This is a genomic window from Rhodococcus sp. P4_B6 (assembly GCF_056402215.1).
Genome location: NZ_JBFUHV010000171.1, coordinates 1 through 21,225, shown reverse-complemented (window position 1 = coordinate 21,225; position 21,225 = coordinate 1). Strand labels below are relative to the sequence as shown.

The window sequence follows — 21,225 nt, the reverse complement described above, 5'->3', positions numbered from 1 at the left end:
CGGGCCGCTGTGATCACCAGCGATCCACCCCCGCCCCGAATCCGGAGACCGCAATGAGTACTCTCGACGGCACTTCCTCCCCAAGGGCAACTACGGACAGGCCCAACGACGATCTTGTTCGCCAACGGCGCCGCGTCTATATCGCCAGCGCGATCGGCAGCACGATCGAGTACTACGACTTCCTCATCTATGCGACCGCGGCGAGCCTGGTGTTCGCCCCGGTGTTCTTCGCGGGATCATCGCCCGCCGTGGCGCTCATCGCCTCGTTCGGCACGCTCGCCGTCGGATACCTCGCCCGCCCGCTCGGTGGAATCATCTTCGGCCACTTCGGCGACCGGTTCGGCAGGAAATCCTCGCTCATCTGGACCCTGAGCATCATGGGGGTGGCAACCGTATCGATCGGATTGCTGCCGACACCCGACAAGATCGGCGTGCTCGCCCCGATCCTGCTCGTGGCGCTCCGTCTCATACAGGGAATCGCCGTCGGCGGTGAATGGGGCGGCGCCGTCTTGATGGCTGTCGAACATGCGAACACGAAGTCCCGCGGATTCTACGGCAGCGCAACCCAGATGGGAGCCTCGGCCGGACTCCTACTGTCCTTCGCGGCCTTCGCGGCGCTCGGCGGGCTCTCCGAGGACCAGTTCCTGTCCTGGGGTTGGCGTCTACCCTTCCTCGTGACGGTCGTCCTCGTCGGAATCGGCATGTACATCCGGGTCGGCGTACGCGAGAGTCCCGTCCTGCTGGCCGAGAAGAAGGAGCGTAACGAAGAGGAGCCGCGCCGCGCGCCGCTGTTCGCGCTACTTCGGGAACGCCGGGGTCGCGTGCTACTCGGAATCGGCGTCTACGCCGGACCGTTCATGGCGTACGCAGTGGCGACGTCACTGCTGGTGACATACGCGCACAAGGACTTCGGGATCCCGCGCCAGACGCTGCTCAACGCGATGATGATCGGTACGGCTGGCATGCTTCTCACTGTCCCGTTGTTCGCGTGGCTCTCCGACCGATACGGCCGGCGACCGGTCTACGTCACCGCAGCCCTGCTCACGGCGATCCACGCGTTCGCGATGTTCCCATTGGTGACGTCGGGAAGCTTCCCACTGATCCTGCTCTCGTATGTCATCAGCATGACCGTGCTCAACGCGGCGGCGAACGGCCCGGTCCCTGCACTGCTCGCGGAGCTGTTCCCGACGGCGTCCCGCTACACGGGCGTATCCCTGTGCTACCAATTTGCCGGCATGATCGGTGGCGGCCTCGGCCCGCTCCTCGCTGCAACCTTCATCGCGCCGGGAGGCCCGGGCAGCATCGCGGTTTCCGTGATGATCTCCGCGCTGTGCATCGTGGCTGCGCTGTCCGTCAGCGCACTCGGTGAGACCCGGACCGTCGACCTACGCACGGCGTGAGCGCCGCAAAGGAAACAGGCGGTCCTCGCGACTGGGACGGCCAAAGACAGGGCTGAACCCGAGAAAGACAGATCCCAACCAGATCGTACAAACGAAAGACGAGGTCGAAATGATCGACTACTTGAATCCAGCCGACCTGGGAGATTTCAGCCCGCAGGGCCTGTCGTCCGGTACCGCGACCGACGTGTTCGTCTATGCCGCGGGTCTGGCGATCGACCCCGAGACGATGGCGAGGCGTAAGGAGGCGGAATCGATCGCCGACGAGACCCGGATCTGCCTCGAGAACGTCTCCAGGATCTTGGCGGACGCAGGCCTCACACTGCGAGACGTCGTCAAGACCACCTGCTACCTGCAGGACGAGGCATATCGCTTCGAGTTCCTCGATGCATACAAGGGCGCTTTCGGTGAGGGACCGTACCCGGCACGGTCGACGTTCGTCCTCGGTATCGCCTCGAACCTGCGTGTTCAGATCGAGGCCGTCGCGGTACGTCCCGACGCAGGCTGAGTCGGTAACGAACGCCGACGGTCGGACCACGTTCATCGGTGTCGACCGGAACCTCGCAGAAGGACTGAGAAATGACAGAATTCGATAAAATTCGCATCGAGCGCCACGACGACGGCGTCCGGGTTCTCGTACTCGACGACCCGGAGAAGCGGAACGCCATCGGCCCCGCCATGCGCCTCGAGCTACTCGACGCAGCGGACCAGCTGTCGACCGACACTGAAACGCGGTGCCTGGTGGTGACCGGATCCGGGACCTCCTTCTGTGCCGGGGCGGATCTCATGGCGATCTTCGGCGTGAACGGCGCGACCCCGTCGAGCATGCGGGCCCGTCAACTGTCGTACTACAAGAGCTTCCTGTGGCTGCGGGAGCTTCCATACCCCACGGTTTCCGCCGTCAACGGTCATGCGATCGGTGCCGGGTTGAATCTCGCGTTGGCCTGCGACATCACCATCGCGGGGCCGAACGCCAGATTCGGCGCCACCTTTGCTAAATTGGGCTTGCATCAGGGAGGCGGATGCACCTATTTCCTGACGCAGAAGCTGGGGCGGGGACGTGCACTGCGCACGGTTCTCCTCGGCCGCACACTCGACGGCGTGCAAGCCCATGACGAGGGACTCGCAGACGTCTACGCCGAGGACCCGCTCGGAGAAGCGTTGACTCTCGCACATTCGGTCGCGGATCTGCAGCCGTCGCTCGCTCGCGACATGAAACAAGCCGTGAATCTCGCCGCCGAGAATTCCTTCGACGTGACGCTGGGATTCGAGTCCTGGGCTCAGGCAGCCAGTGCGTACAACCCCGGTGTCCAGGACGCGATTCGCGCCGCGGGCCGCACCACGTCATCCCGATCCAGCTAGGAGAAACGAACAATGATCGACCTGGGCAAGTTCAAAGACATCATGGCGTATGCACCAGGCCCCGCCACAGTCGTCACTGCCACCGGTGACGACGGCAGGCACCAGGGTCTGACGATGTCCGCGGTGTGCTCCGTCTCGCTGGATCCCCCGCTCGTCCTCGCATGCCTCGACCACGGGTCGAACACCCTGCAGGCGGTGCGTTCGTCGGGATCCTTCACCGTCAACTACATCGCCGACGGCCACGAGAGCGTCGCGCTGGCCTTCGCGGTCAAGTCGGACTCGAAGTTCGACGGACATGCATGGTCGGCCCCGGACGGAGGACTGGGCGGGCCGGTGCTCGCGGAGAACACCGCGGCGTTCGCAGTGTGCCGGGTCGAGCAGATGGTCGAGGCCGGCGATCACACGATCGTGGTCGGTGCCGTGGTCGACGGGGGAGTGCGCGAGGATTGCCATGCCTTGGCCTATGCGCGCCGGGAATTCTTCACGGCCGTCGGATCGCAGGTATGAACCGATACTCGTTGACGATCAATCGAGGAGAGTCCATGTCGCACAGCGACATCACAGTCGGCGTTCTGGTCGGAAACCCGCGGCCGGCATCGCGGACGGCAACCGTCGCACTGGAGGTGGGCCGTCAAGTTGCCGATGCGGTCGGAGGCAGGGTCGGCCCTGTCGTCGATCTGGCGATGCACGGCGGGGACGTTCTGGACCCCGACTCCGCGACGGTGCAACGGGACATGGAGCTCGTCAGCGGAGTCGACACTCTCGTCGTCGCGTCGCCGACCTACAAGGCGACCTACACGGGCCTGCTCAAATCCTTCTTCGACCGTTTCGGCTCCGTCTCACTCGACGGCGTCGTAGCGGTGCCTGTGATGGTGGGCGGTGCCCCACACCATGCCATGGCCGGCGAGGTCCACCTCCGTCCGCTGCTGGTCGAACTGGGTGCCGTCGTGCCCACTCGGAGTCTCTACGTCGTGGACTCCGAACTCGACCACCTCACGGACACGGTCAGCACCTGGCTGTCCAGGGAAGGTGCCTCGCTGACGAACGCACCGCGCACTGCGCACTGCGCCGGCGTAAATGAACGCGGGACACCCGGCGACGCCGCGGCCCCAAGTACCTCGAAGGAACAATCATGCCCGATATGCCCGGCCCCGCCCGACGGGCACTCGGTTCGTTCGCTCCGAAGCTGGCCGAACTCACCGACGACACCTTGTTCGGCGACATCTGGAAACGTCGTGAACTGACACCTCGAGACCGAAGCCTCATCACCGTCGCTGCCTTGGTTGCTCTCTACCGCTCCGAGCAGCTGCCCTTCCATCTGCGGACGGCACTGGACAACGGCCTCACCGTCGACGAACTCGTGGAAGTCGCCACTCACCTCGCGTTCTACTCCGGCTGGCCCACCGCGATGACGGCAGTCCAGATCCTTCGGGACCTCCCCGGCCCCGAAGCCTCTCGATAGGTCGGCCGGGCGCATAGTATGCCGACTGGTACGAATGTATAATTGATCGGTACGCCGACAAGCCGTGGGTGTACTGGACGTGCCGTAGCATCGCGCCTACCCGCTCCGCGCAGAGTGTTCGAGATGGAAGGCGCACTCGGCGATGGACGGCGGGCTGAACAGCCAGGGAGGAAGTTTCATGGCGAGGCCGAAGGTTTCGAGTGGCAAGACGAGCGGCCGTAGGGTCCGCGACCCCGAGGGAGCTCGGCGTGCCCTGCTCGAGAACGCGGTCGAACTTTTCGAGCGGAACGGATACGCGGCAACGTCTGTCCAGAGCATCGTCGATGCAGCGGAGCTGACCAAGGGCGCCTTCTATCACCATTTCGAGAGCAAAGAAGACCTGCTATACCGGGTGCACGACGAGTTCATCAATTATCAGCTCGGGCGTGCGCGCAGTGTCATGGCGGACAAGGAACAGAGTCCGGATCAGATCCTGCGACGACTGATCACCGAGGCGTTACTCGAACCGATGTCGATCTACAAGGCGGAGATCACGGTGTTCATGCAGGAACGGAAGTTCCTGCCCACTGACGTCTTCGCCGAGATCCAGCAGAAGCGTGACGAGTTCGAGCGCTTCTTCGTCGACGTGATCGAGCGCGGGATGCAGGAGGGTGTGTTCCGAAAAAAGGGCCCGGCACGACTGGTGGCATTCGGGATCATCGGCATGGGGGCGTGGACACACGTCTGGCTGGACCTGAAGGGCTCGGTAACCCCCCGCGAAATCGGCACCATCTACGCCGACATCCTCATCGACGGACTGATCGAGCGACCAGCGGACGCCTGAGCTGCACTCTTCGACCACCCGGCCTCCACGATTGTCCCTTCGTGGAGGCCGTACTCGTTAGCGCCTACCGTGATGCGGCGGGTTCGCGGTATCCGGGTGAACCGCGGTCCCAGTAATACGGTCACGATCTCTTGACCCCCTGACGCGTAGTGCGGTAACGTCATCTCACAACGTTACGTACCGCCCGGTTAGTATGTAAGCGCAGATGAACTTCGTTTATCTGTTGAGCCGGCGGCACGCTTCCTGGCTGGAAGGCGTTCCACTGTTGTCGAGAAGCCTCACGCACCGGACGCGCTCCAGCCTGAATCAGTGACTTCAGGCGGTCGTTCCGCGAGATATCCGAGATCGGTGCTCCGTTCTTGAGAACGATGAGAACCTTTCTATCCGTACGACATTGAGGATTGGATCATGCCAGCAACACTACTCGGTGAAGTTCCGAACGCGAATACCGTGATGGCGGGCGCGGTGCAGCCGGTCGGGGTCGGGCGGTAGAGCATCATGGACACCTACGACTACATCGTCGTCGGCGGCGGAACCGCCGGGTGCATCATTGCTGCGCGACTCACCGAGGATCCCGAGGTCCGGGTCCTGCTCCTGGAGGCCGGCGGCTCCGAGCGACGACCAGACATCGAGAACCCAGGTGCCTGGCCGAGTTTGGCTGGCAGCGAGCTGGATTGGAACTACGCGACGGTTCCGCAGAAGGCTCTCGGGCGGACGGTCCCCGCGACCCGCGGCAAGGTCCTGGGCGGCTCGGGCTCGATCAACGTCATGGCGCACCTGCGGGGACACCGAGTCGACTACGACTCGTGGGCTGCGGAGGGCGCTGAGGGTTGGGACTACGACTCGGTGTTGCCCTACTTCATGCGCTCCGAGGACGTCCCCGATGGCGACCCCCGATTCCGGGGTCGGGGCGGACCACTGGCGCCGCGGCCGATCGACTCGCCCCACCCGTTGTCACTCGCCCACGTCGAGGCCGCGCGGCAGGCGCAGCACGCCGTCGCAGCAGACCTCAACAGTGGCGAGTTACTCGGGGCAGCGTGCCATGAGCTGCTGATCAGTGGGAACCGGCGACAGAGCACCGCGAGCGCCTACCTCAGGCCGGCGCTCGGCCGGACAAATCTGACAGTTCGCACTGGGGCGATCTGTCGACGCCTCGTCATCGTGGGCGATCGCTGTCGCGGGGTGGAGTACGCCTGGGACGGTCACTCGATCCGGCCCGCGGCGGCGGGCGAGGTTGTCTTGTGCGCCGGTGCAGTCGATTCCGTGCGGCTGCTGCTGCATTCGGGCGTCGGACCGGTCCGAGACCTCGAGTCGGTCGGCGTGCAACCGGTGATCGATTCGCCGGAGGTCGGCCTGAACCTGCAGGACCACATCCTGCTGGCGGGAGTCCGGATGCGCGCGGATCGACAGCTGCCCCCACCGAGTGGCAACTACGCCGAGTCGACGCTGTTCGCGAAGACGAACCCGTCTCAGACCCGGCCGGAGCTGCAAATCGTGCAGATCCAGGTCGATTACCACACGCCGTGGCAACGGCCAGCCGCGAACAGTTTCACCTTCGGGATCGGGCACATGCGCCCGCGAAGCCGCGGAAGCATTCGCCTGGCGTCGTCCGACCCGGAGGCGCCGCTGCTGATCGATCCGAAATACCTCAGCGACCCGTACGACATCGAACAGCTCATCGCCGGAATCGAGGTGGTGAACACACTCGCCGAGACGAGCGCATTCGACGAATGGGGTGGCACTTCCGACGCCCCCGCACTACTTCGCCTCGACCGCCCGGAGTTGGAGAAGGCGATACACGACAGTATCAGCAGCTTCTTTCACCTTTCGGGAACCTGTCGCATGGGCACTGACGCGACGGCGGTGGTCGATCCGCACCTTCGGGTGCGCGGCGTCGACGGGTTGCGCGTCGCAGATGCGTCGGTCATGCCGAGCATCGTCTCGTGCAACACGAATGCTGCGACCGTGATGATCGGTGAGAAGGCCGCCGATCTGCTGTGCGGCAGACCCGCGGGGTGATTCCGGGCGCGGTCCCACGAATCAGCTGATTCGACGGTGATTTGCCTCTGGCGCCCCGAGGTTTCGGTCGCTACACTACGTACCAACCGGTCGGTAGGACCGATCGCACTACTCGACGAAGGAGGAGAGATGCACACCGGCATCACTCTCGTATTTCAGAACATCGACGGAAACGTCTCGGACGCGGAGACCTACCGCAACGAGCTGGATCTCGCGGTGCGGGCAGAGTCCGCCGGATTCGATTCGGTATGGACGCCGGAACATCACTTCACTGCTTACGGCATGACGCCCGATGTCCCGCAGTTCCTCTCGTGGCTCGCGGCCAAGACGTCGACGGTCAAGCTGGGGACGATGGTGTCCGTTCTTCCCTGGCAAGACCCGGTTCGAACCGCTGAGAACTTCATCCTGCTCGACCATCTCTCGGGCGGCCGCTCGATGCTCGGCATAGGCCGAGGTCTCGGCCGGGTGGAGTTCGACGGCTTCCGGGTGGAGATGGGCAAGTCTCGCAGGCTCTTCGCGGAGTATGCCGAAGCGATCCTGAACGGTCTCGAGTCCGGAGTCATCGAGGCCGACGGCGAACTGTACAAACAGCCGGCCATGGACCTGCGCCCCGCGCCGTACGCGTCGTTCCGCGGTCGCACCTTCGCATCGGCGGTGTCTCCGCAATCAATCGACCTCATGGCAAGTCTGCAGGTCGGACTCATGGTCATCGCACAGAAGCCCTGGCACAAAGCCGAAGCCGAGATGCGCGACTACCGCGCCCGCTACCTCGAGATCAACGGCGAGGAGCCGGCCAAGCCGATTATCTGCGTCTTCGTCGGAGTAGGAGAGACAGAAGCCGAGGCCCGGCAGATGCGAGATGTCTACCTCCGGCGATACGCCGAGTCGACCGTCGAGCACTACGAATTCGACAACGTCGGCTTCGCGAAAATTGAGGGTTACGAGTACTACGCCGGGCTGAGCCGCAACATCGAGAAGCACGGAGTCGACGGCTTCTGTGACTTCCTCGCCGATCTCCAGGTGTGGGGAACGCCGGATCAGGTCGTCGACCGGATTCTCGAGTATGTCGATCGACTGGACGCGGGCGGGGTCCTGATCGCACCGGTCGGCGGCACCTACCAACGATTTTCGAGTAGTGAGGGTTTGAATAGTGACAATCACCGATGTGGATTTGACGGCTGCGTGTTTGATTGGTGGTCGGTGGGTGCCGGGGTCGGGGACGGATGCCATCGATGTGTTCAATCCTGCGACGGGGCAGGTGATTACGGAGTTGGTGCCGGCGACGATCGAGGATGCGGAGGCGGCCGTGGTGGCTGCGTCTCGCGCGTTCGCCGAGTGGGGTTCGCGGCCGTTGTCGGAGCGGGTGCGGTTCTTGTATCGGATGAAGGTGATCCTCGAGGACAATGTCGAGTCGTTGGCGCGCACGATCACGATCGATCAGGGTAAGACGTTGGATGAGGCGCGCGGTGAGGTGGGGCGGGCTGTTGATTTCTTGGAGACGGCGATTGCCGCTCCGATGCTGTATCACAGCGACGCGGTGAACGTCACCACTGGTGTGGATGCGCGGCGGGTGCGGGAGCCGTTGGGGGTGTGTGTGGCGGTGACGCCGTCGAACTTCCCGGTGATGAACACGGTGCAGTTCTCGGCGTGGGCTCTGGTCACCGGTAATGCGTTGATCATCAAGGCGTCCGAGCAGGATCCGCTCGCGTCCACCGCGGCGATTCGGTTGCTGCAGCAGGCGGGTCTGCCGGATGGGGTGCTGAACTTGGTGCACGGCCGGGCGGATGTGGTCAAGCACCTGATCGCCCACCCGTCGGTGGCGGCGGTGTCGTGCATCACGTCATCGCCGACGGCGCGGGCGATCTACGGGGCGGCGGCAGCGGCCGGGAAGCGGGTGCAGGCCAACGGTGGTGCGAAGAATCCGATCGTGGTGGCCCCGGATGCGGATCTCGACAAGGCGGCGGCCGGGATCGTGTCCTCGTCCTATGGGATGGCGGGTCAGCGTTGCCTGGCGGGGAGTCGGGTGGTGGTGGTCGGTGACGTCTACGGCGATCTGATGGACCGTGTGGTGGCGTTGGCCGATCAGTTGGTGGTCGGCGACGGTATGGACGAGGGTGTGACGATGGGCCCGGTCGTCAGCGCCGAGAGCAAGGAGCGGATTCTGGCGGCGTTGGGGGAGGCGCAGGATCTGGGTGCGACGTTCGTTCTCGATGGTCGGAACGTGAAGCCGGTGGGTGGGGCGGGGTCGGAGAACGGCTATTTCATCGGGCCGACCATCGTTGCCGATTTGGATCCGCGGCACGGGGTGGAGGGTCGGGAGTTGTTCGGTCCGGTGATCAATGTGCATCGGGTGGACACGCTCGCGGAGGCGATCGCGTTGTCGAATGACACCGAGTTCGGTAACGCTGCAGCGGTGTTCACCMGSTCKGGTGCGGTGGCGGCGGAGTTCGAGCGTGGTGTCCGGGCCGGCAATGTCGGGATCAATGCGTTTCCGGCGCCGCCGGCGAATGTGACGATGGGAGGGTACGGTGCCTCGTTCTACGGTGACCTGCATGTGTGTGGTGCGGCGCCGTTGGATTTCTTCACCGATCAGAAGTTGGTCGTTACCCGATGGTGAGCACCATGCGGCGCACCGGTGGGAGCGCGACATGAACTCCGCGGTCGTCATCGACGCGGTCCGGTCGCCGATGGGCCGAGCCCGCCCGGCTGGCGCACTGGCCGGTGTTCATCCGGTCGAGTTGCTGGCGCAGGTGGTTTCCGCGCTGGTGGAGCGAACGGCGGTGGATCCCGGCGAGGTCGACGATCTTCTGGTCGGGTGTGTCACGCAGTCGTCCGAGCAGTCCGGCAACATCGGGCGGATGGCGTGGCTGGCGGCGGGGCTGCCGGAACAGGTGCCGTCCGTGACCATCGAGCGCAAGTGCGGCTCCGGTCAGCAGGCGTTGCAGTTCGCGGCGCAAGGCGTGATGGCGGGGTCCTACGACATCGTGATCGCGGCCGGCGTCGAGTCGATGAGCCGTGTGCCGATGGGATCGAATCGTCAGGGTGCTGACATCTACGGTCCCTCGGTGAACGAGCGGTACGCTCCGGGACTGCTACCCCAGGGTGTCGCAGCCGAACTCATCGCGCACCGGTGGAATCTCGACCGGAAACAACTCGACGAGTTCGCCGCGCGTTCACATCAACTCGCAACACGGGCGGACTCCTCAGGTGCTTTCGTGCGCGAGATCGTGCCCATTCGCGTGCCGGCCACGGATGAGACGGTGAACCGGGACGAGACCATTCGTCCCGGTACCACCCTCGACTCGATCGGGGCGCTGACACCATCCTTCCGCACCGAGGCGCACGCCGACCGGTTCCCGGAATTGCGATGGCACGTCACACCGGCGAACTCGTCCCAATTGACCGACGGTGCCAGCGCGGTGCTGATCGCCAGCGAACGGGCAGCCAGACGAATGGGCTGGCATCCCCGAGCCCGACTCCGGTCCTTCTACGCCTGCGGTGACGATCCGTTGATGATGCTGACGGCGCCGATCGCGGCGACACGGGAGATTCTGGCCCGGACCGGTCTGGGCATCGATCAGATCGATCACTTCGAGGTCAACGAGGCCTTCGCCTCGGTGCCGCTGGCGTGGCAGTCGGATCTCGAGGTCGACATCGACCGCCTGAATCCGCGAGGGGGAGCGATCGCGCTCGGTCATCCGCTCGGAGCGACTGGTTGCCGGTTGCTGACAACGATGTTGCACGCGATGGAGGACGCCGACCAGCGACGCGGGTTGCAGACGGTATGCGAGGCGGGCGGCATGGCAAACGCACTCATTCTGGAAAGAGATTGACGGGTGCGGGACGCCCTTCTTAGAGCGTCCCGCCCCTCCCATTGAGAAGGCAGGAGCACTCCCATGAGCGACAGAGTCCGTCTGGACAGTGTGGAGCGGGCGATCGCCGACATCGCGGCCGGTAAGGCGGTCGTGGTCGTCGACGACGAGGACCGGGAGAACGAGGGTGACATCATCTTCGCCGCGGAGAAGGCCACACCGGAGCTGATGGCGTTCACCATTCGGTATTCCAGTGGGGTGATCTGTGTGCCGATGGCGCCTCAGATGCTCGACCGGCTGGACATTCCGTTGATGACACCGCACAACCAGGACCGAATGCGCACGGCGTACACGGTGTCAGTGGACGCGGCCGACGGTGTGAGCACGGGGATCTCTGCGGCCGATCGGGCACGGACGGCTCGGGTCCTTTCCGATGCGGGCTCGGTGCCCTCGGACCTGACGCGGCCCGGTCACGTATTCCCGCTCCGCTACCGCGAGGGCGGGGTGTTGGTGCGGCGCGGCCATACCGAGGCCGCAGTGGATCTGGCCACGATGGCGGGGTTGGCCCCGGCCGGTGTGCTGGTGGAAGTCGTCAACGACGACGGCACCATGAAACGGGCTCCTGACCTACGGGACTTCGCCGACACCCACGGTCTGGCGATGATCTCCATCGACAGCCTGGTGGGATACCGGCGCCGGCACGAGTTACTCGTGGAGAGAGTCGCCGCGACCCGGCTGCCGACACGGCACGGCGACTTCACTGCCTTCGGATATCGCGTGGAAACCGACGGCACCGAGCACATCGCGCTGGTGCACGGCGACATCTCCGATGCCGGCCCGGTGCTGACAAGAGTGCATTCGGAGTGCCTGACCGGTGACGTCTTCGGATCGTGTCGCTGCGATTGTGGGCCGCAACTGACCGAGGCGATGGAGCGGATCCGGTGCGAGGGCCGCGGTGTGGTGATCTATCTGCGCGGGCACGAGGGGCGCGGCATCGGGTTGGCGGCGAAGCTGCAGGCCTACAGTCTGCAGGACTTCGGCCGGGACACCGTCGATGCAAATCTGGATCTCGGTCTGCCCGTCGACGCCCGGCACTACGGTACGGCTGCGCAGATCGTGCGGGACCTGGGTATCGGGTCTGTGCGATTGCTGACGAACAATCCGCAGAAGGTGACGTGTCTGCAGGATGCGGGCATCGAGGTGGTCGCACGTGTACCGCTGATGCCGCGGCCGAACGGCCACAATCTGGGCTACCTGCAGACCAAACGGGACCGGATGGGGCACGACCTCCCCGACCTGTGCCCGCCGGCGACACCTGCGTGGGAGCACAGCATCACCGCCTTCGGCTGAGCAATAGCCCGGCTCGTCACAGCAAAGGAAAACGTCGGCCGGGTGCGCTGCGTGCTTGCTCGATCGGGTCGGAACGCCCGCCGTGAAATCGGACTGCTAGCCGACCGTTGGAATCGGAACGGATAGTCCGTTCACGAGGGAACTCCCTCGCTGCATCCGACGACCGGGGCGACGCGTGAATCTCGCGGGACTGGCCATCACCGCGGTGACGCCCGCAGTCGAGCGGGCCAGTGGAGTTGAACTCGCCGTCACCAGGCTGTAGAACGTACATCGTATAGCGGGCACGATTTGTCAAGAGGTGGCGCATGACTGTACGGCCGACTTCTTTCGGATTGGCTGATCGGCTCGGCGCATCGGACGCGCCCGTCAATTCAGCCTCCTCCGTAATGTGCCGGTTCGATAATGGATGCGGCCATGCCCGAAAATGAGCCCCCCGCGCACATCGGAGTGCATGCCAAGTCGAGGCGAGGCAAATCCGGAAATCTTCCACTGGACCTGACCAGCTTCGTCGGCCGTCGGCATGAGCTGGCAGACACCCGCCAACTGCTGTCCGGATCGCGGCTGGTAACTCTCATCGGCGCCGGCGGCGTGGGCAAGACCCGGCTCGCCCTGCGGATCGGCGACGTCTCGCGCAGGACATACGACGACGGTGTCTGGTTCGTCGAACTGGGTGAACTACACGACGGGGACCTGCTCGGACAGGCTGTGTCGGGTGCGCTGGGTTTACAGGATCACTCCGTCCGGCCGCCCATGACTGTGCTCACCGAACAGCTGGCGGAAAAAAGGATCCTGTTAGTCCTGGACAATTGCGAGCATCTAGTCGAGGCAGTTGCAGGTGTTGCACAGGTCGTACTGCGGACGTGCCCGGGTGTCCAAATCCTCGCCACGAGCCGTGCGTCTCTCGACATTCGTGGGGAAGTGGTGGTTCGAGTACCCCCGCTGTCGCTGCCGGAGCTGACGCGATCGACGGCGACGCTACGCGAGATTTCCCGATATGACGCGGTGACCCTGTTCGAGCAGCGTGCGGGTGCCGCAGTGCCGGGTTTCAGGCTCACCGAGGACAACATGGGCACGGTGGCTGAAATCTGCCGGCGTCTGGAAGGCCTGCCCTTGCCGATCGAACTGGCGGCGGCACGATTGCGGGCGATGTCGGTCGAGCAGATAAGGGAGCGCCTCGGCGACAGACTCCGACTTCTCACTCTAGGCGGCAGAGGAACACCGACGAGGCAGCAGACCTTGAGGTTGTGCATCGACTGGAGCTATGACCTGTGCTCGTCGCAGGAACAGTGGTTATGGGCTCGGCTGGCGGTGTTCGCCGGTGGTTTTGAGCTCGACGCTGCCGAGGGGGTCCTCGCCGCGGACCCGCCTGACGGAGAGTTACTCGATCTGCTCACGTCTCTGATCGATAAGTCGGTCTTGATCCGCGACGAGGTCGGCTCGGTGGTGCGGTATCGACTGCTGGACACGATTCGTGAATACGGACGAGAGAAACTACACGAAGCCGGCGGATACTGGGAGCTTCGAAAAAGGCATAGAGATTGGTACGAGCAACTCGTGCTCCGCGCGAAGACCGAATGGATCGGTCCACTGCAGGTGGAGTGGATCGCCAGACTGGAGCGTGAGCAGCCGAATCTGCGCGACGCGATAGAGTTCTGCCTCAGCGAGGACGGCGAGGCAGAAGCGGGCATGCGCATCGTCACCGCGATGTATCAATTCTGGTTCGTGCGAGGGTTGTTCAGCGAAGGCCGTCACTGGCTCGATCGTGCACTCACGAGTCAGGAAGATCAGCAACCCTTCGACCGGATCGAGGCTTTGTGCACCAGCAGCATGCTGGCCGCGTTGCAGGGCGACGTTGCCGCCGGCACCGTATCGACGGACCAGGCACGACTGCTGGCTGCCCGGGTCGGGGATGCCGACCTCGATGCGTTGGTCGCCTTCGCGGAGGGGTGCCTCGCCGTCTCCAACGGAGAGCTTCGGACAGGTATCGCCAGCCTCGAGAACGCGATCAACGTCTTCCGTCCCGAAGACGATCTCAACCAGCTGGTGCCGGCACTGGTCTGGCTGGCGCTCGCCTTCGAGATGACCGGCGACATCCAGCGAGCTACAGAGAGCTACGAGGAGCTCATCGCGCTCACCGAGTCGCGGGAAGAAAGAATATGGCGAGCAATGGCGCTGTGTGACTATGGTTTCGCGATGTGGCAGCACGGAGAACGTGAGCGTGGAACCGCGCTCCTCGAGGACGGTCTGCGGCTGTCCCGGATGGTGGGAAGTCAGCTGAGCTACGCCTGGGCGCTCGAGCAATTTGCGTGGACCGACGTCGAACAGAGGCCGGAACGGTCCACGGTGCTGCTGGGCGCTGCGGACGTGCTGTTCAGCGCTACCGGTGGTCGCGCACCCGCTCTGACAAACACTGCCACTTTGCACGAGAAGTCTCGGCAGCACGCTCGAACCTCTCTCGGTGAAAGAGCATTTGAGGCCGCAATGAAGCGAGGCGCAGCGCTGAGCGCGGACGCGGCGGTTGCCTACGCCTTGGGTGAAGAAACGCGGACCGAGGTGCCCGCGACGAGTGGCGAGGCCCTCAGCCTCACCCGACGCGAGCAACAAGTGGCTGAGCTGGTCGCCGAAGGACTGAGTAACAGGGCAATTGCCGACCGGCTTGTAATTTCCCAACGCACCGTCGAAGGTCACGTCGAGCACTCTCTCGTCAAACTCGGCTTCACCTCGCGTACGCAACTTGCCGCGTGGGTCCACGAACAGAAACCCGGCCGCTGAGCCACGTTCTCGTCCGAGCTGGGGCTGATCCGAGAACGGACCGTCCGCACGGCGAGTGCGCGTCTTTGGTGATCCCAATTGACGCGCTGACAGCGGCACCATGTCCGCACCCTGTGCGACCACAGAGGTCACTCGTGGACATAGGAAACTGTCCGCGTGCCGGTCGCCGGCTTTCGTGCACCTACTCGAATGGCTGTCCAGATCCAGAGGCCCGCGATCTAGACGGCGTCTCTCTGGTCAAGTGAGGGCGCATGTCCGGCGGCAAAGTGGCCCGTGGCTGGTCCGAGGGAAGTGGCTGGTCCGAAGTGCCGGTGTGCGGGGTGCCAGCCGGCCGCGCAGGACGTGAGAGTCGCCCCGAGGGTCCGTCCGGGCTTGCCGTCGACTGTCGTTGACCAGCCAGCAGTCAAAGCACTCGGCTTCGGCAAGTTAGTACACGCCCTTCCAGTAGGTGCAGGTGGATTCCATCACCACCCGCCGCACGTGCCAGTGCCGCAACCAGGCCACCATCACCAACAACGTGCGGTGGCCGTGCGGTAACCGCGCAGCTCCGGCATTCGCCTACCGGGCCGCTTGTGGGTGCGGCACCCGCACACACGCCTCGAGAACGGCCTTGCCGAGATCCAGCGCCGCGACCCGTTCCACGAACAGTTCGACATCGGCGACCCATCGATGACGAAAATCGTTCCCACAAAACCGATTGCATGAACGCGGCCGCCCGCAGGAACCGAACAGGTACAGACAATAGGTGGACCCTCGTGGTCATGGCAACAACGCGGCCCCACCATCGGCTCCCCGGATCAAACCGATATTCGGGCTCACCGGCGCCAAGAATGATCGACCTCGGTGAGAGACCGCACCCGATCTTCCCGCATGCGCCCGCGTCCCAGGAAGGGGACCATAGAACTGACATGGGCGGGTGGCCGCTGCCGACCAGCCGGCGACCTGGGCATACCAGGGCACCCACCCTCACCATCTCCACCTACGTAGTACGTGGGTACGGCCAATAGGTAGCGGATAGGTAATTTCCCGCTGGCACCAAGGCGTGGCTGCAGCGATTCTCATGTGATGGGCATCACCTGAATGGTTGGGCCCCGAGGTCAGCCTTCGGGTACGGGCTTGGAAATGCAACACGGTCCTTGCCTGAAATATCGGCGAGAGCCAATGAACTTGGAGTGAAATGAAAATCGATCTGCTGTATGCGTTGACAAACCGTTCGGGCGAGTTGTCCTGGCATGAGGTGCTGGAGGCGACGCGGCGTCATGCCGTGATGGCGGACGAGTTGGGGTTCGACCGGATTTGGTTGGGCGAGCATCATTTCGACACCGATGGAACGGATGCGAGCCCGAATCCGATCATGCTGGCGACTGATCTGGCCGCTCGGACGAACCGGATCCGGTTCGGGATGGCTGCGGTGTCGCTGACGTTGTGGCATCCGCTGAGGGTGGCGGAGGATCTTGCGCTGCTCGATCACTTCAGCGAGGGCCGGTTGGATGTGGCGTTCGGTCGGGGAATTCTGCCGATCGAGGTGATGAACCTCAATCCTGCGGCGAGTCGGTGGAATGGTTCGGACAACAGCCGGGCGATCTTCGAGGAGAACCTGGAGATCGTCCGCAGGATCTGGACGGAGGATCTGTTCAGTTGGTCGGGAGAGCGGTACACGTTCCCGGAGCCGCGGACGAAGTTCATTCACTCGCCAGGGGCGCCGATGCCGGAGGGCTGGGTCGACGAGCAGGGCTACCTGAAGGCGTTCGGGATGACGCCGCAGCCGTTCCAACAGCCGATGCCGCCGCTGTTCGCCGTGACCGAGTCGGTGGAGGGGTTCCGTGGTGCGGCGCAGAAGGGTCTCAAGCCGATTACCTGGTATCCGACCGGTCAGGTGCTGCGCAATCTGCTCGACCTCTATCGGGACGAGAAGGCGGCGGTCACGGGCACGACGCCGGACCTGGGGGAGGATGTCGGGGTGCTGCGACTGTGCTACGTCGCCGAGACCGATGAGCAGGCGCGCCGGGTCACCGAGGCGAGTGTGGTGGAGTTCTTCGAGTTCGTGTGCCGGGTCCGTGGCATCGGGGTGTGGCTCGACGCCGACGAAGATCCGGAGGATCCGCGGTTCAAAGAGATGGATCCGTTCGATCTGCTGATGGAGCGCGATCACCTGATGATCGGGTCCGCGGCGAGTGTGACCGAGAAGATGACCCGGCTGACCAGGTCGCATGGAATTCAGAATTGGTTGCTGCAGATGGGCTTTCCCGGTGTGGCACATGACGAGGTTGATCGTTCCCTAGAGTTGTTCGCGGCCGACGTCATGCCTGAGGTGCGCAAGCTCGACTCCACGCTCGCGACTGCGCAGTGATCGACGAAGCCCTCACGGAAGGAACAACAATGACGGAATACCTCAACCCCGGAGACCTTTCTTACCCTCGGTTCGGAATGAATCCGGGTGTGGCGACCAAGGACTACGTGTTCTGCGGCGGCATGGCACTGGATCTGGAGACGCTGCGCCGTAAGCCGGAGGCCGACACCATCGCGAACGAGACGAAGATCGCGCTGGAAGAGATCCAGGGGATCCTCGAGACTGGCGGCTGCACGCTGCGGGACGTGGTGAAGACGACCTGTTACCTGGCCGACGATTCGTACCGCAAGGAGTTCTGGACCGCGTACACCGAGGTCTTCGGGGAAGGCCCGTACCCGGCGCGCACGACGCTCGTCGTCGGTATCGCCGGCGACTGCCGCGTCGAGATCGACGCCGTCGCGATCCGTTCACGGAACCAGCGGTAGAACCGCGCGAAGAAAATGTCGGGCTGTGCGACCGACACGTCGTCGACCCGACGCACGACTCGACCGTGAAGTCATCGGTGAGACCGCTCGACCGGAACAGACAAAATCTGCACAAGCACAGGAAGAGCCCGCGCCGAAAGAGAGCCGCCGCCGAAGTCAGCACGGTGCCCAAACTGCACGCTGAAGCTGTACATGCTTCCTGCAGGGTTCTGCGACGACCACGGCGCGACATGACGGCGACAACAGCTCCCCGTCCCCACTAACACCGTCCTGCCCAGGACGCCCGAATCCGAAGTCTTGTCCTAGTCGGATTGCCCTCGAATCAGAGGCTCCGCGCATTATTCGACCGATCCGTGAGAAGGCGGGTCGCCAAAGAGAGGAACACCTGCGATGGAGTTCGGTATTTTCATTCCCAGTGCTCGGAATGGCTACATCATTTCTGAGGCTGCTCCACAGTATTCGCCGACGTACTCGCACATGAGGGAGATCATCCAGGCGGGTGAGGAAAACGGGTTCTCGTTTGCCCTGTCGTTGTCGGCGCTGCGCGGGCACGGGGGTACGACGGGGTTTTGGGACGACGCACTGGAGTCGATGACACAGATGGCTGCCCTTGCCCGGGACACGACGACGATGAAGCTGATTGGCTCTGTGAATATTCTGGCGATCCATCCGGCGATCGCGGCGCGGATGGCGGTGACGATCGACCAGATCAGCGAGGGACGTTTCTCACTCAACATCGTTCCCGGCGGCTGGCACCCCCGCGAGCTCGAGGTCATGAAAGTGTGGCCCGGCTATGAGTACAACAACTACCGCTGGGAGTACGCGGGTGAGTACTGCCAGGTGGTGCGCGAGCTCTGGGAGAACGGCGTCTCAAACTTCAAGGGCAAGCACTTCCAGTATGACGATCTGCGGATGGGCCCGAAGCCAGACAATCACGTGAACATCGTGTGCGCCGGCGCCTCGGACGACGCCATCGCATTCACCACGAAGTACGCCGACTACTCGTTCCGCCTGGCCTGGGGAGGCGTAGACGCCCTCGAGGAGGTCGTGGGCAGGTTCAACGAGCAGATGGAGAACGCGGGGCGGACCATCCGGCCGTTTGTGGCATTGGGTGTTGTCCTCGCTGACACCGACGAGGAAGCGGAAGCAAAACTGCAGAGCTACATCGACAGCCCGGATCGGGGTGTGATGGAGTACATGATCGGGCAGGCATCCACCGATTCCGCCAAGGGCGGCACCTCAGAGATCCTCGCCGGGGTGGACGCCAAGGGATTCGTACAGTTTTCGACAGATTTCATCACCGGCTCCCCGGAGAGCATCGCGCGCCAGCTCGACGAGTGGGCCGAACTCGACGTCGCTGGATACATGCTGATCTTCCCGGACTACGTGGAGGACATCAAGCGGATGGGTCGTGAGGTGTTCCCGCTGATGAAGAACTTTACGGCGGTGCAGGCGCTGCAGAACGCCTGAGCCTTACCCGCGCCTCGAGCTCCCAAATACGGGCCGCCACATGCACTGGCCAGGCTGTGTGGCGGCTTAGGACGGCACCTTCCCTCGTGAGAGTGCCGAGAACCTGATTAATGCGATGAAGATGAGGATGGAACCATGCCCACAACGCTGCTCAGTGAAGAACTGAGGACGAACATCAAGAAGGCCGAGAGGATGCTGATCGGCTTCGAGTGGGTCGACGCATCCACTGCCGAAACGATCGCGGTGGAGGATCCCGCGACCGGCGAGGTCGTTGCCCATGTCCCGGCCGGTAACGCCCAGGATGTCGACCGCGCGGTCTCGGCTGCGTGCGCAGCATTCCGCGGCCCCTGGCGCCGGCTGACTCCGCAGGAACGTGGCCAACTGCTATGGAAGCTGGCGGATCTGATCGAGGACCGTGCGCCGGAGTTCGCAGAGTTGGAGTCGCTCGATGTGGGGATGACCATCGGCGAGGCCAGATACGTCGATGTGGCGTTCTCGGTCGATGTGTTGCGGTATTACGCGGGATGGCCGACCAAGATCACCGGGGACACGATCCCGGTGTCGTTTCCGACGAACTTCGGCGGGCCCTATCACGCGTACACGCTGCGCGAGCCCCTCGGCGTGGTGGGGTGCATCGTGCCGTGGAATCTCCCTTTGATGATGGCGGTCAAAAAGATTGCGCCGGCGCTCGCGACGGGAAATACGGTGGTTGTCAAGCCGGCCGAGCAGACTCCGCTGTCGATCGCACTATTGGGGGAGTTGGTGCTGGAGGCCGGTTTCCCCGAGGGTGTCTTCAACTACGTCACCGGATACGGGGAGACGGTGGGGGCCGCCCTGGTCGAGCATCCAGACGTGAACAAGATCAGTTTCACCGGCTCGGGTCCGACGGGGAAGGCGATCATCAAGGCGGCCACAGGAAACCTCAAGCGCGTCTCCCTCGAGTTGGGCGGGAAGTCACCGAATATCATCTTCGGCGACGCCGATCTGGGGAAGGCGATTCCATCGGCCGCGCTGGCGATCTTCGCCTGCCAGGGTGAGAGTTGTGTCGCCGGGTCGCGTCTGTACGCGCACCGCTCGGTGTTCCAGGATGTGGTCAACGGGCTGGTCGAGGCGGCTGACAGCATCCGGTTGGGCCGCGGCTTGGATGCGGCGTCGCAGATGGGTCCGCTGATTTCGGCGGAGCACCGGAACCGGGTGCTCGGTTTCATCGAACTCGCCCGCAGCGAAGGAGCCGAGATCGTCACCGGCGGCTCTGCGTGGGGGAGCGAAGGCTATTTCGTCGAGCCGACCGTCTTGGCGAACGTCGGCTCGGACTCGAAAGTCCTGCGGGAGGAAATCTTCGGTCCGGTTCTGACGATTGTGCCATTCGACACCGAGGACGAGGTGCTCKCGCTGGCGAACGATTCGCACTACGGACTCGGTGCGGGGGTGTGGACCCGGGACCTCGGCCGCGCGCACCGCGTGGCCGCGGGAATCGAAGCGGGTCAGGTTTGGGTGAACTGCTATCAGACGGTGGATGCGGCGTTGCCTTTCGGTGGGCATAAGCAGTCGGGGTTGGGTCGGGAGACCTGCAAGGAGAGTCTCGACGAGTATCTCGAGCTCAAGACAGTCGTCGTCGATCTGTCGTAGACCACGGGCACATATGGCTCCATGGTGGTCGGTGGCGCCGGTGCGGGGGCGTAGCCGGTCACGTCTGACCGAGGACCTTCAGGTGTCGTCTTACCGGTCGCGGTCGTCGGCGGCACCTACCAACGATTTTCGAGTAGTGAGGGTTTGAATAGTGACAATCACCGATGTGGATTTGACGGCTGCGTGTTTGATTGGTGGTCGGTGGGTGCCGGGGTCGGGGACGGATGCCATCGATGTGTTCAATCCTGCGACGGGGCAGGTGATTACGGAGTTGGTGCCGGCGACGATCGAGGATGCGGAGGCGGCCGTGGTGGCTGCGTCTCGCGCGTTCGCCGAGTGGGGTTCGCGGCCGTT

Annotated in this window: 17 protein-coding genes and 1 pseudogene; all 18 read left to right on the top strand. The window is 63.9% G+C overall.

The features are described 5' to 3' along the window. Positions 1-53 precede the first annotated feature (53 nt). Positions 54-1,400: an MFS transporter gene (locus tag AC1DWT_RS41675; protein WP_206015541.1), complete on the top strand. Its 1,347-nt coding sequence runs from the start codon at positions 54-56 to the stop codon at positions 1,398-1,400. A 109-nt stretch (positions 1,401-1,509) separates the two neighbouring features. Next, entirely contained in the window at positions 1,510-1,905 is a 396-nt protein-coding gene (locus AC1DWT_RS41670) for a RidA family protein (protein ID WP_206015542.1), read from the top strand. A 71-nt stretch (positions 1,906-1,976) separates the two neighbouring features. Beyond that, on the top strand, positions 1,977-2,759 hold the full coding sequence (locus tag AC1DWT_RS41665) for an enoyl-CoA hydratase-related protein (RefSeq protein WP_206015543.1): 783 nt from the start codon (positions 1,977-1,979) through the stop codon (positions 2,757-2,759). A gap of 12 nt (positions 2,760-2,771) precedes the next feature. Further along, positions 2,772-3,266, top strand: coding sequence for a flavin reductase family protein (locus tag AC1DWT_RS41660; RefSeq protein WP_009475734.1), 495 nt, complete (start codon positions 2,772-2,774; stop codon positions 3,264-3,266). Next, on the top strand, positions 3,263-4,003 hold the full coding sequence (locus AC1DWT_RS41655; protein ID WP_477925179.1) for an NADPH-dependent FMN reductase: 741 nt from the start codon (positions 3,263-3,265) through the stop codon (positions 4,001-4,003). The genes AC1DWT_RS41660 and AC1DWT_RS41655 overlap by 4 nt, the downstream gene beginning before the upstream one ends. Further along, positions 3,892-4,221, top strand: coding sequence for a carboxymuconolactone decarboxylase family protein (locus AC1DWT_RS41650; RefSeq protein ID WP_206015544.1), 330 nt, complete (start codon positions 3,892-3,894; stop codon positions 4,219-4,221). Before AC1DWT_RS41655 ends, AC1DWT_RS41650 begins: the two co-directional genes overlap by 112 nt. A gap of 178 nt (positions 4,222-4,399) precedes the next feature. Further along, positions 4,400-5,044: a TetR/AcrR family transcriptional regulator gene (locus tag AC1DWT_RS41645; protein WP_241031588.1), complete on the top strand. Its 645-nt coding sequence runs from the start codon at positions 4,400-4,402 to the stop codon at positions 5,042-5,044. A 498-nt stretch (positions 5,045-5,542) separates the two neighbouring features. Further along, the gene (locus AC1DWT_RS41640; RefSeq protein ID WP_206015549.1) at positions 5,543-7,063 is read left to right on the top strand and encodes a GMC family oxidoreductase; all 1,521 of its coding nucleotides are present in this window, start codon (positions 5,543-5,545) and stop codon (positions 7,061-7,063) included. Between the two features lie 129 nt (positions 7,064-7,192). Next, positions 7,193-8,125: pseudogene (locus AC1DWT_RS41635) on the top strand (LLM class flavin-dependent oxidoreductase); the annotation flags it as partial. A gap of 88 nt (positions 8,126-8,213) precedes the next feature. Further along, positions 8,214-9,680, top strand: a complete 1,467-nt coding sequence (locus AC1DWT_RS41630; protein ID WP_477925176.1) for an aldehyde dehydrogenase family protein — start codon at positions 8,214-8,216, stop codon at positions 9,678-9,680. Positions 9,681-9,711: 31 nt separating this feature from the next. Beyond that, on the top strand, positions 9,712-10,896 hold the full coding sequence (locus AC1DWT_RS41625) for a thiolase family protein (protein WP_206015551.1): 1,185 nt from the start codon (positions 9,712-9,714) through the stop codon (positions 10,894-10,896). Between the two features lie 63 nt (positions 10,897-10,959). Continuing rightward, positions 10,960-12,225, top strand: coding sequence for a bifunctional 3,4-dihydroxy-2-butanone-4-phosphate synthase/GTP cyclohydrolase II (locus tag AC1DWT_RS41620; RefSeq protein WP_206015552.1), 1,266 nt, complete (start codon positions 10,960-10,962; stop codon positions 12,223-12,225). Positions 12,226-12,639: 414 nt separating this feature from the next. Further along, positions 12,640-14,997 carry an ATP-binding protein gene (locus AC1DWT_RS41615; protein WP_206015553.1) on the top strand — a complete coding sequence of 786 codons (2,358 nt, stop codon included), beginning with the start codon at positions 12,640-12,642 and terminating at the stop codon, positions 14,995-14,997. A 1,177-nt stretch (positions 14,998-16,174) separates the two neighbouring features. Beyond that, complete coding sequence (locus tag AC1DWT_RS41610; RefSeq protein WP_206015554.1) at positions 16,175-17,347, top strand: LLM class flavin-dependent oxidoreductase; 1,173 nt, start codon at positions 16,175-16,177, stop codon at positions 17,345-17,347. 29 nt (positions 17,348-17,376) lie between these two features. After that, complete coding sequence (locus AC1DWT_RS41605) at positions 17,377-17,772, top strand: RidA family protein (protein ID WP_206015555.1); 396 nt, start codon at positions 17,377-17,379, stop codon at positions 17,770-17,772. Between the two features lie 390 nt (positions 17,773-18,162). Beyond that, positions 18,163-19,242 carry an LLM class flavin-dependent oxidoreductase gene (locus tag AC1DWT_RS41600; protein ID WP_206015556.1) on the top strand — a complete coding sequence of 360 codons (1,080 nt, stop codon included), beginning with the start codon at positions 18,163-18,165 and terminating at the stop codon, positions 19,240-19,242. Between the two features lie 135 nt (positions 19,243-19,377). Next, complete coding sequence (locus tag AC1DWT_RS41595; RefSeq protein WP_477925171.1) at positions 19,378-20,871, top strand: aldehyde dehydrogenase family protein; 1,494 nt, start codon at positions 19,378-19,380, stop codon at positions 20,869-20,871. A gap of 151 nt (positions 20,872-21,022) precedes the next feature. Next, on the top strand, positions 21,023-21,225 hold a 203-nt coding region (locus AC1DWT_RS41590), incomplete at its 3' end, for an aldehyde dehydrogenase family protein (protein WP_477925169.1).

What these genes read in the sequence shown, in the direction of transcription:
- AC1DWT_RS41625 (WP_206015551.1), top strand. Translation starts at nt 9,712, where the DNA reads ATGAACTCCGCGGTCGTCATCGACGCGGTCCGGTCGCCGATGGGCCGA.
- AC1DWT_RS41660 (WP_009475734.1), top strand. Translation starts at nt 2,772, where the DNA reads ATGATCGACCTGGGCAAGTTCAAAGACATCATGGCGTATGCACCAGGC.
- AC1DWT_RS41675 (WP_206015541.1), top strand. Translation starts at nt 54, where the DNA reads ATGAGTACTCTCGACGGCACTTCCTCCCCAAGGGCAACTACGGACAGG.
- AC1DWT_RS41620 (WP_206015552.1), top strand. Translation starts at nt 10,960, where the DNA reads ATGAGCGACAGAGTCCGTCTGGACAGTGTGGAGCGGGCGATCGCCGAC.
- AC1DWT_RS41640 (WP_206015549.1), top strand. Translation starts at nt 5,543, where the DNA reads ATGGACACCTACGACTACATCGTCGTCGGCGGCGGAACCGCCGGGTGC.
- AC1DWT_RS41605 (WP_206015555.1), top strand. Translation starts at nt 17,377, where the DNA reads ATGACGGAATACCTCAACCCCGGAGACCTTTCTTACCCTCGGTTCGGA.
- AC1DWT_RS41600 (WP_206015556.1), top strand. Translation starts at nt 18,163, where the DNA reads ATGGAGTTCGGTATTTTCATTCCCAGTGCTCGGAATGGCTACATCATT.
- AC1DWT_RS41655 (WP_477925179.1), top strand. Translation starts at nt 3,263, where the DNA reads ATGAACCGATACTCGTTGACGATCAATCGAGGAGAGTCCATGTCGCAC.
- AC1DWT_RS41610 (WP_206015554.1), top strand. Translation starts at nt 16,175, where the DNA reads ATGAAAATCGATCTGCTGTATGCGTTGACAAACCGTTCGGGCGAGTTG.
- AC1DWT_RS41650 (WP_206015544.1), top strand. Translation starts at nt 3,892, where the DNA reads ATGCCCGATATGCCCGGCCCCGCCCGACGGGCACTCGGTTCGTTCGCT.
- AC1DWT_RS41670 (WP_206015542.1), top strand. Translation starts at nt 1,510, where the DNA reads ATGATCGACTACTTGAATCCAGCCGACCTGGGAGATTTCAGCCCGCAG.
- AC1DWT_RS41615 (WP_206015553.1), top strand. Translation starts at nt 12,640, where the DNA reads ATGCCCGAAAATGAGCCCCCCGCGCACATCGGAGTGCATGCCAAGTCG.
- AC1DWT_RS41645 (WP_241031588.1), top strand. Translation starts at nt 4,400, where the DNA reads ATGGCGAGGCCGAAGGTTTCGAGTGGCAAGACGAGCGGCCGTAGGGTC.
- AC1DWT_RS41665 (WP_206015543.1), top strand. Translation starts at nt 1,977, where the DNA reads ATGACAGAATTCGATAAAATTCGCATCGAGCGCCACGACGACGGCGTC.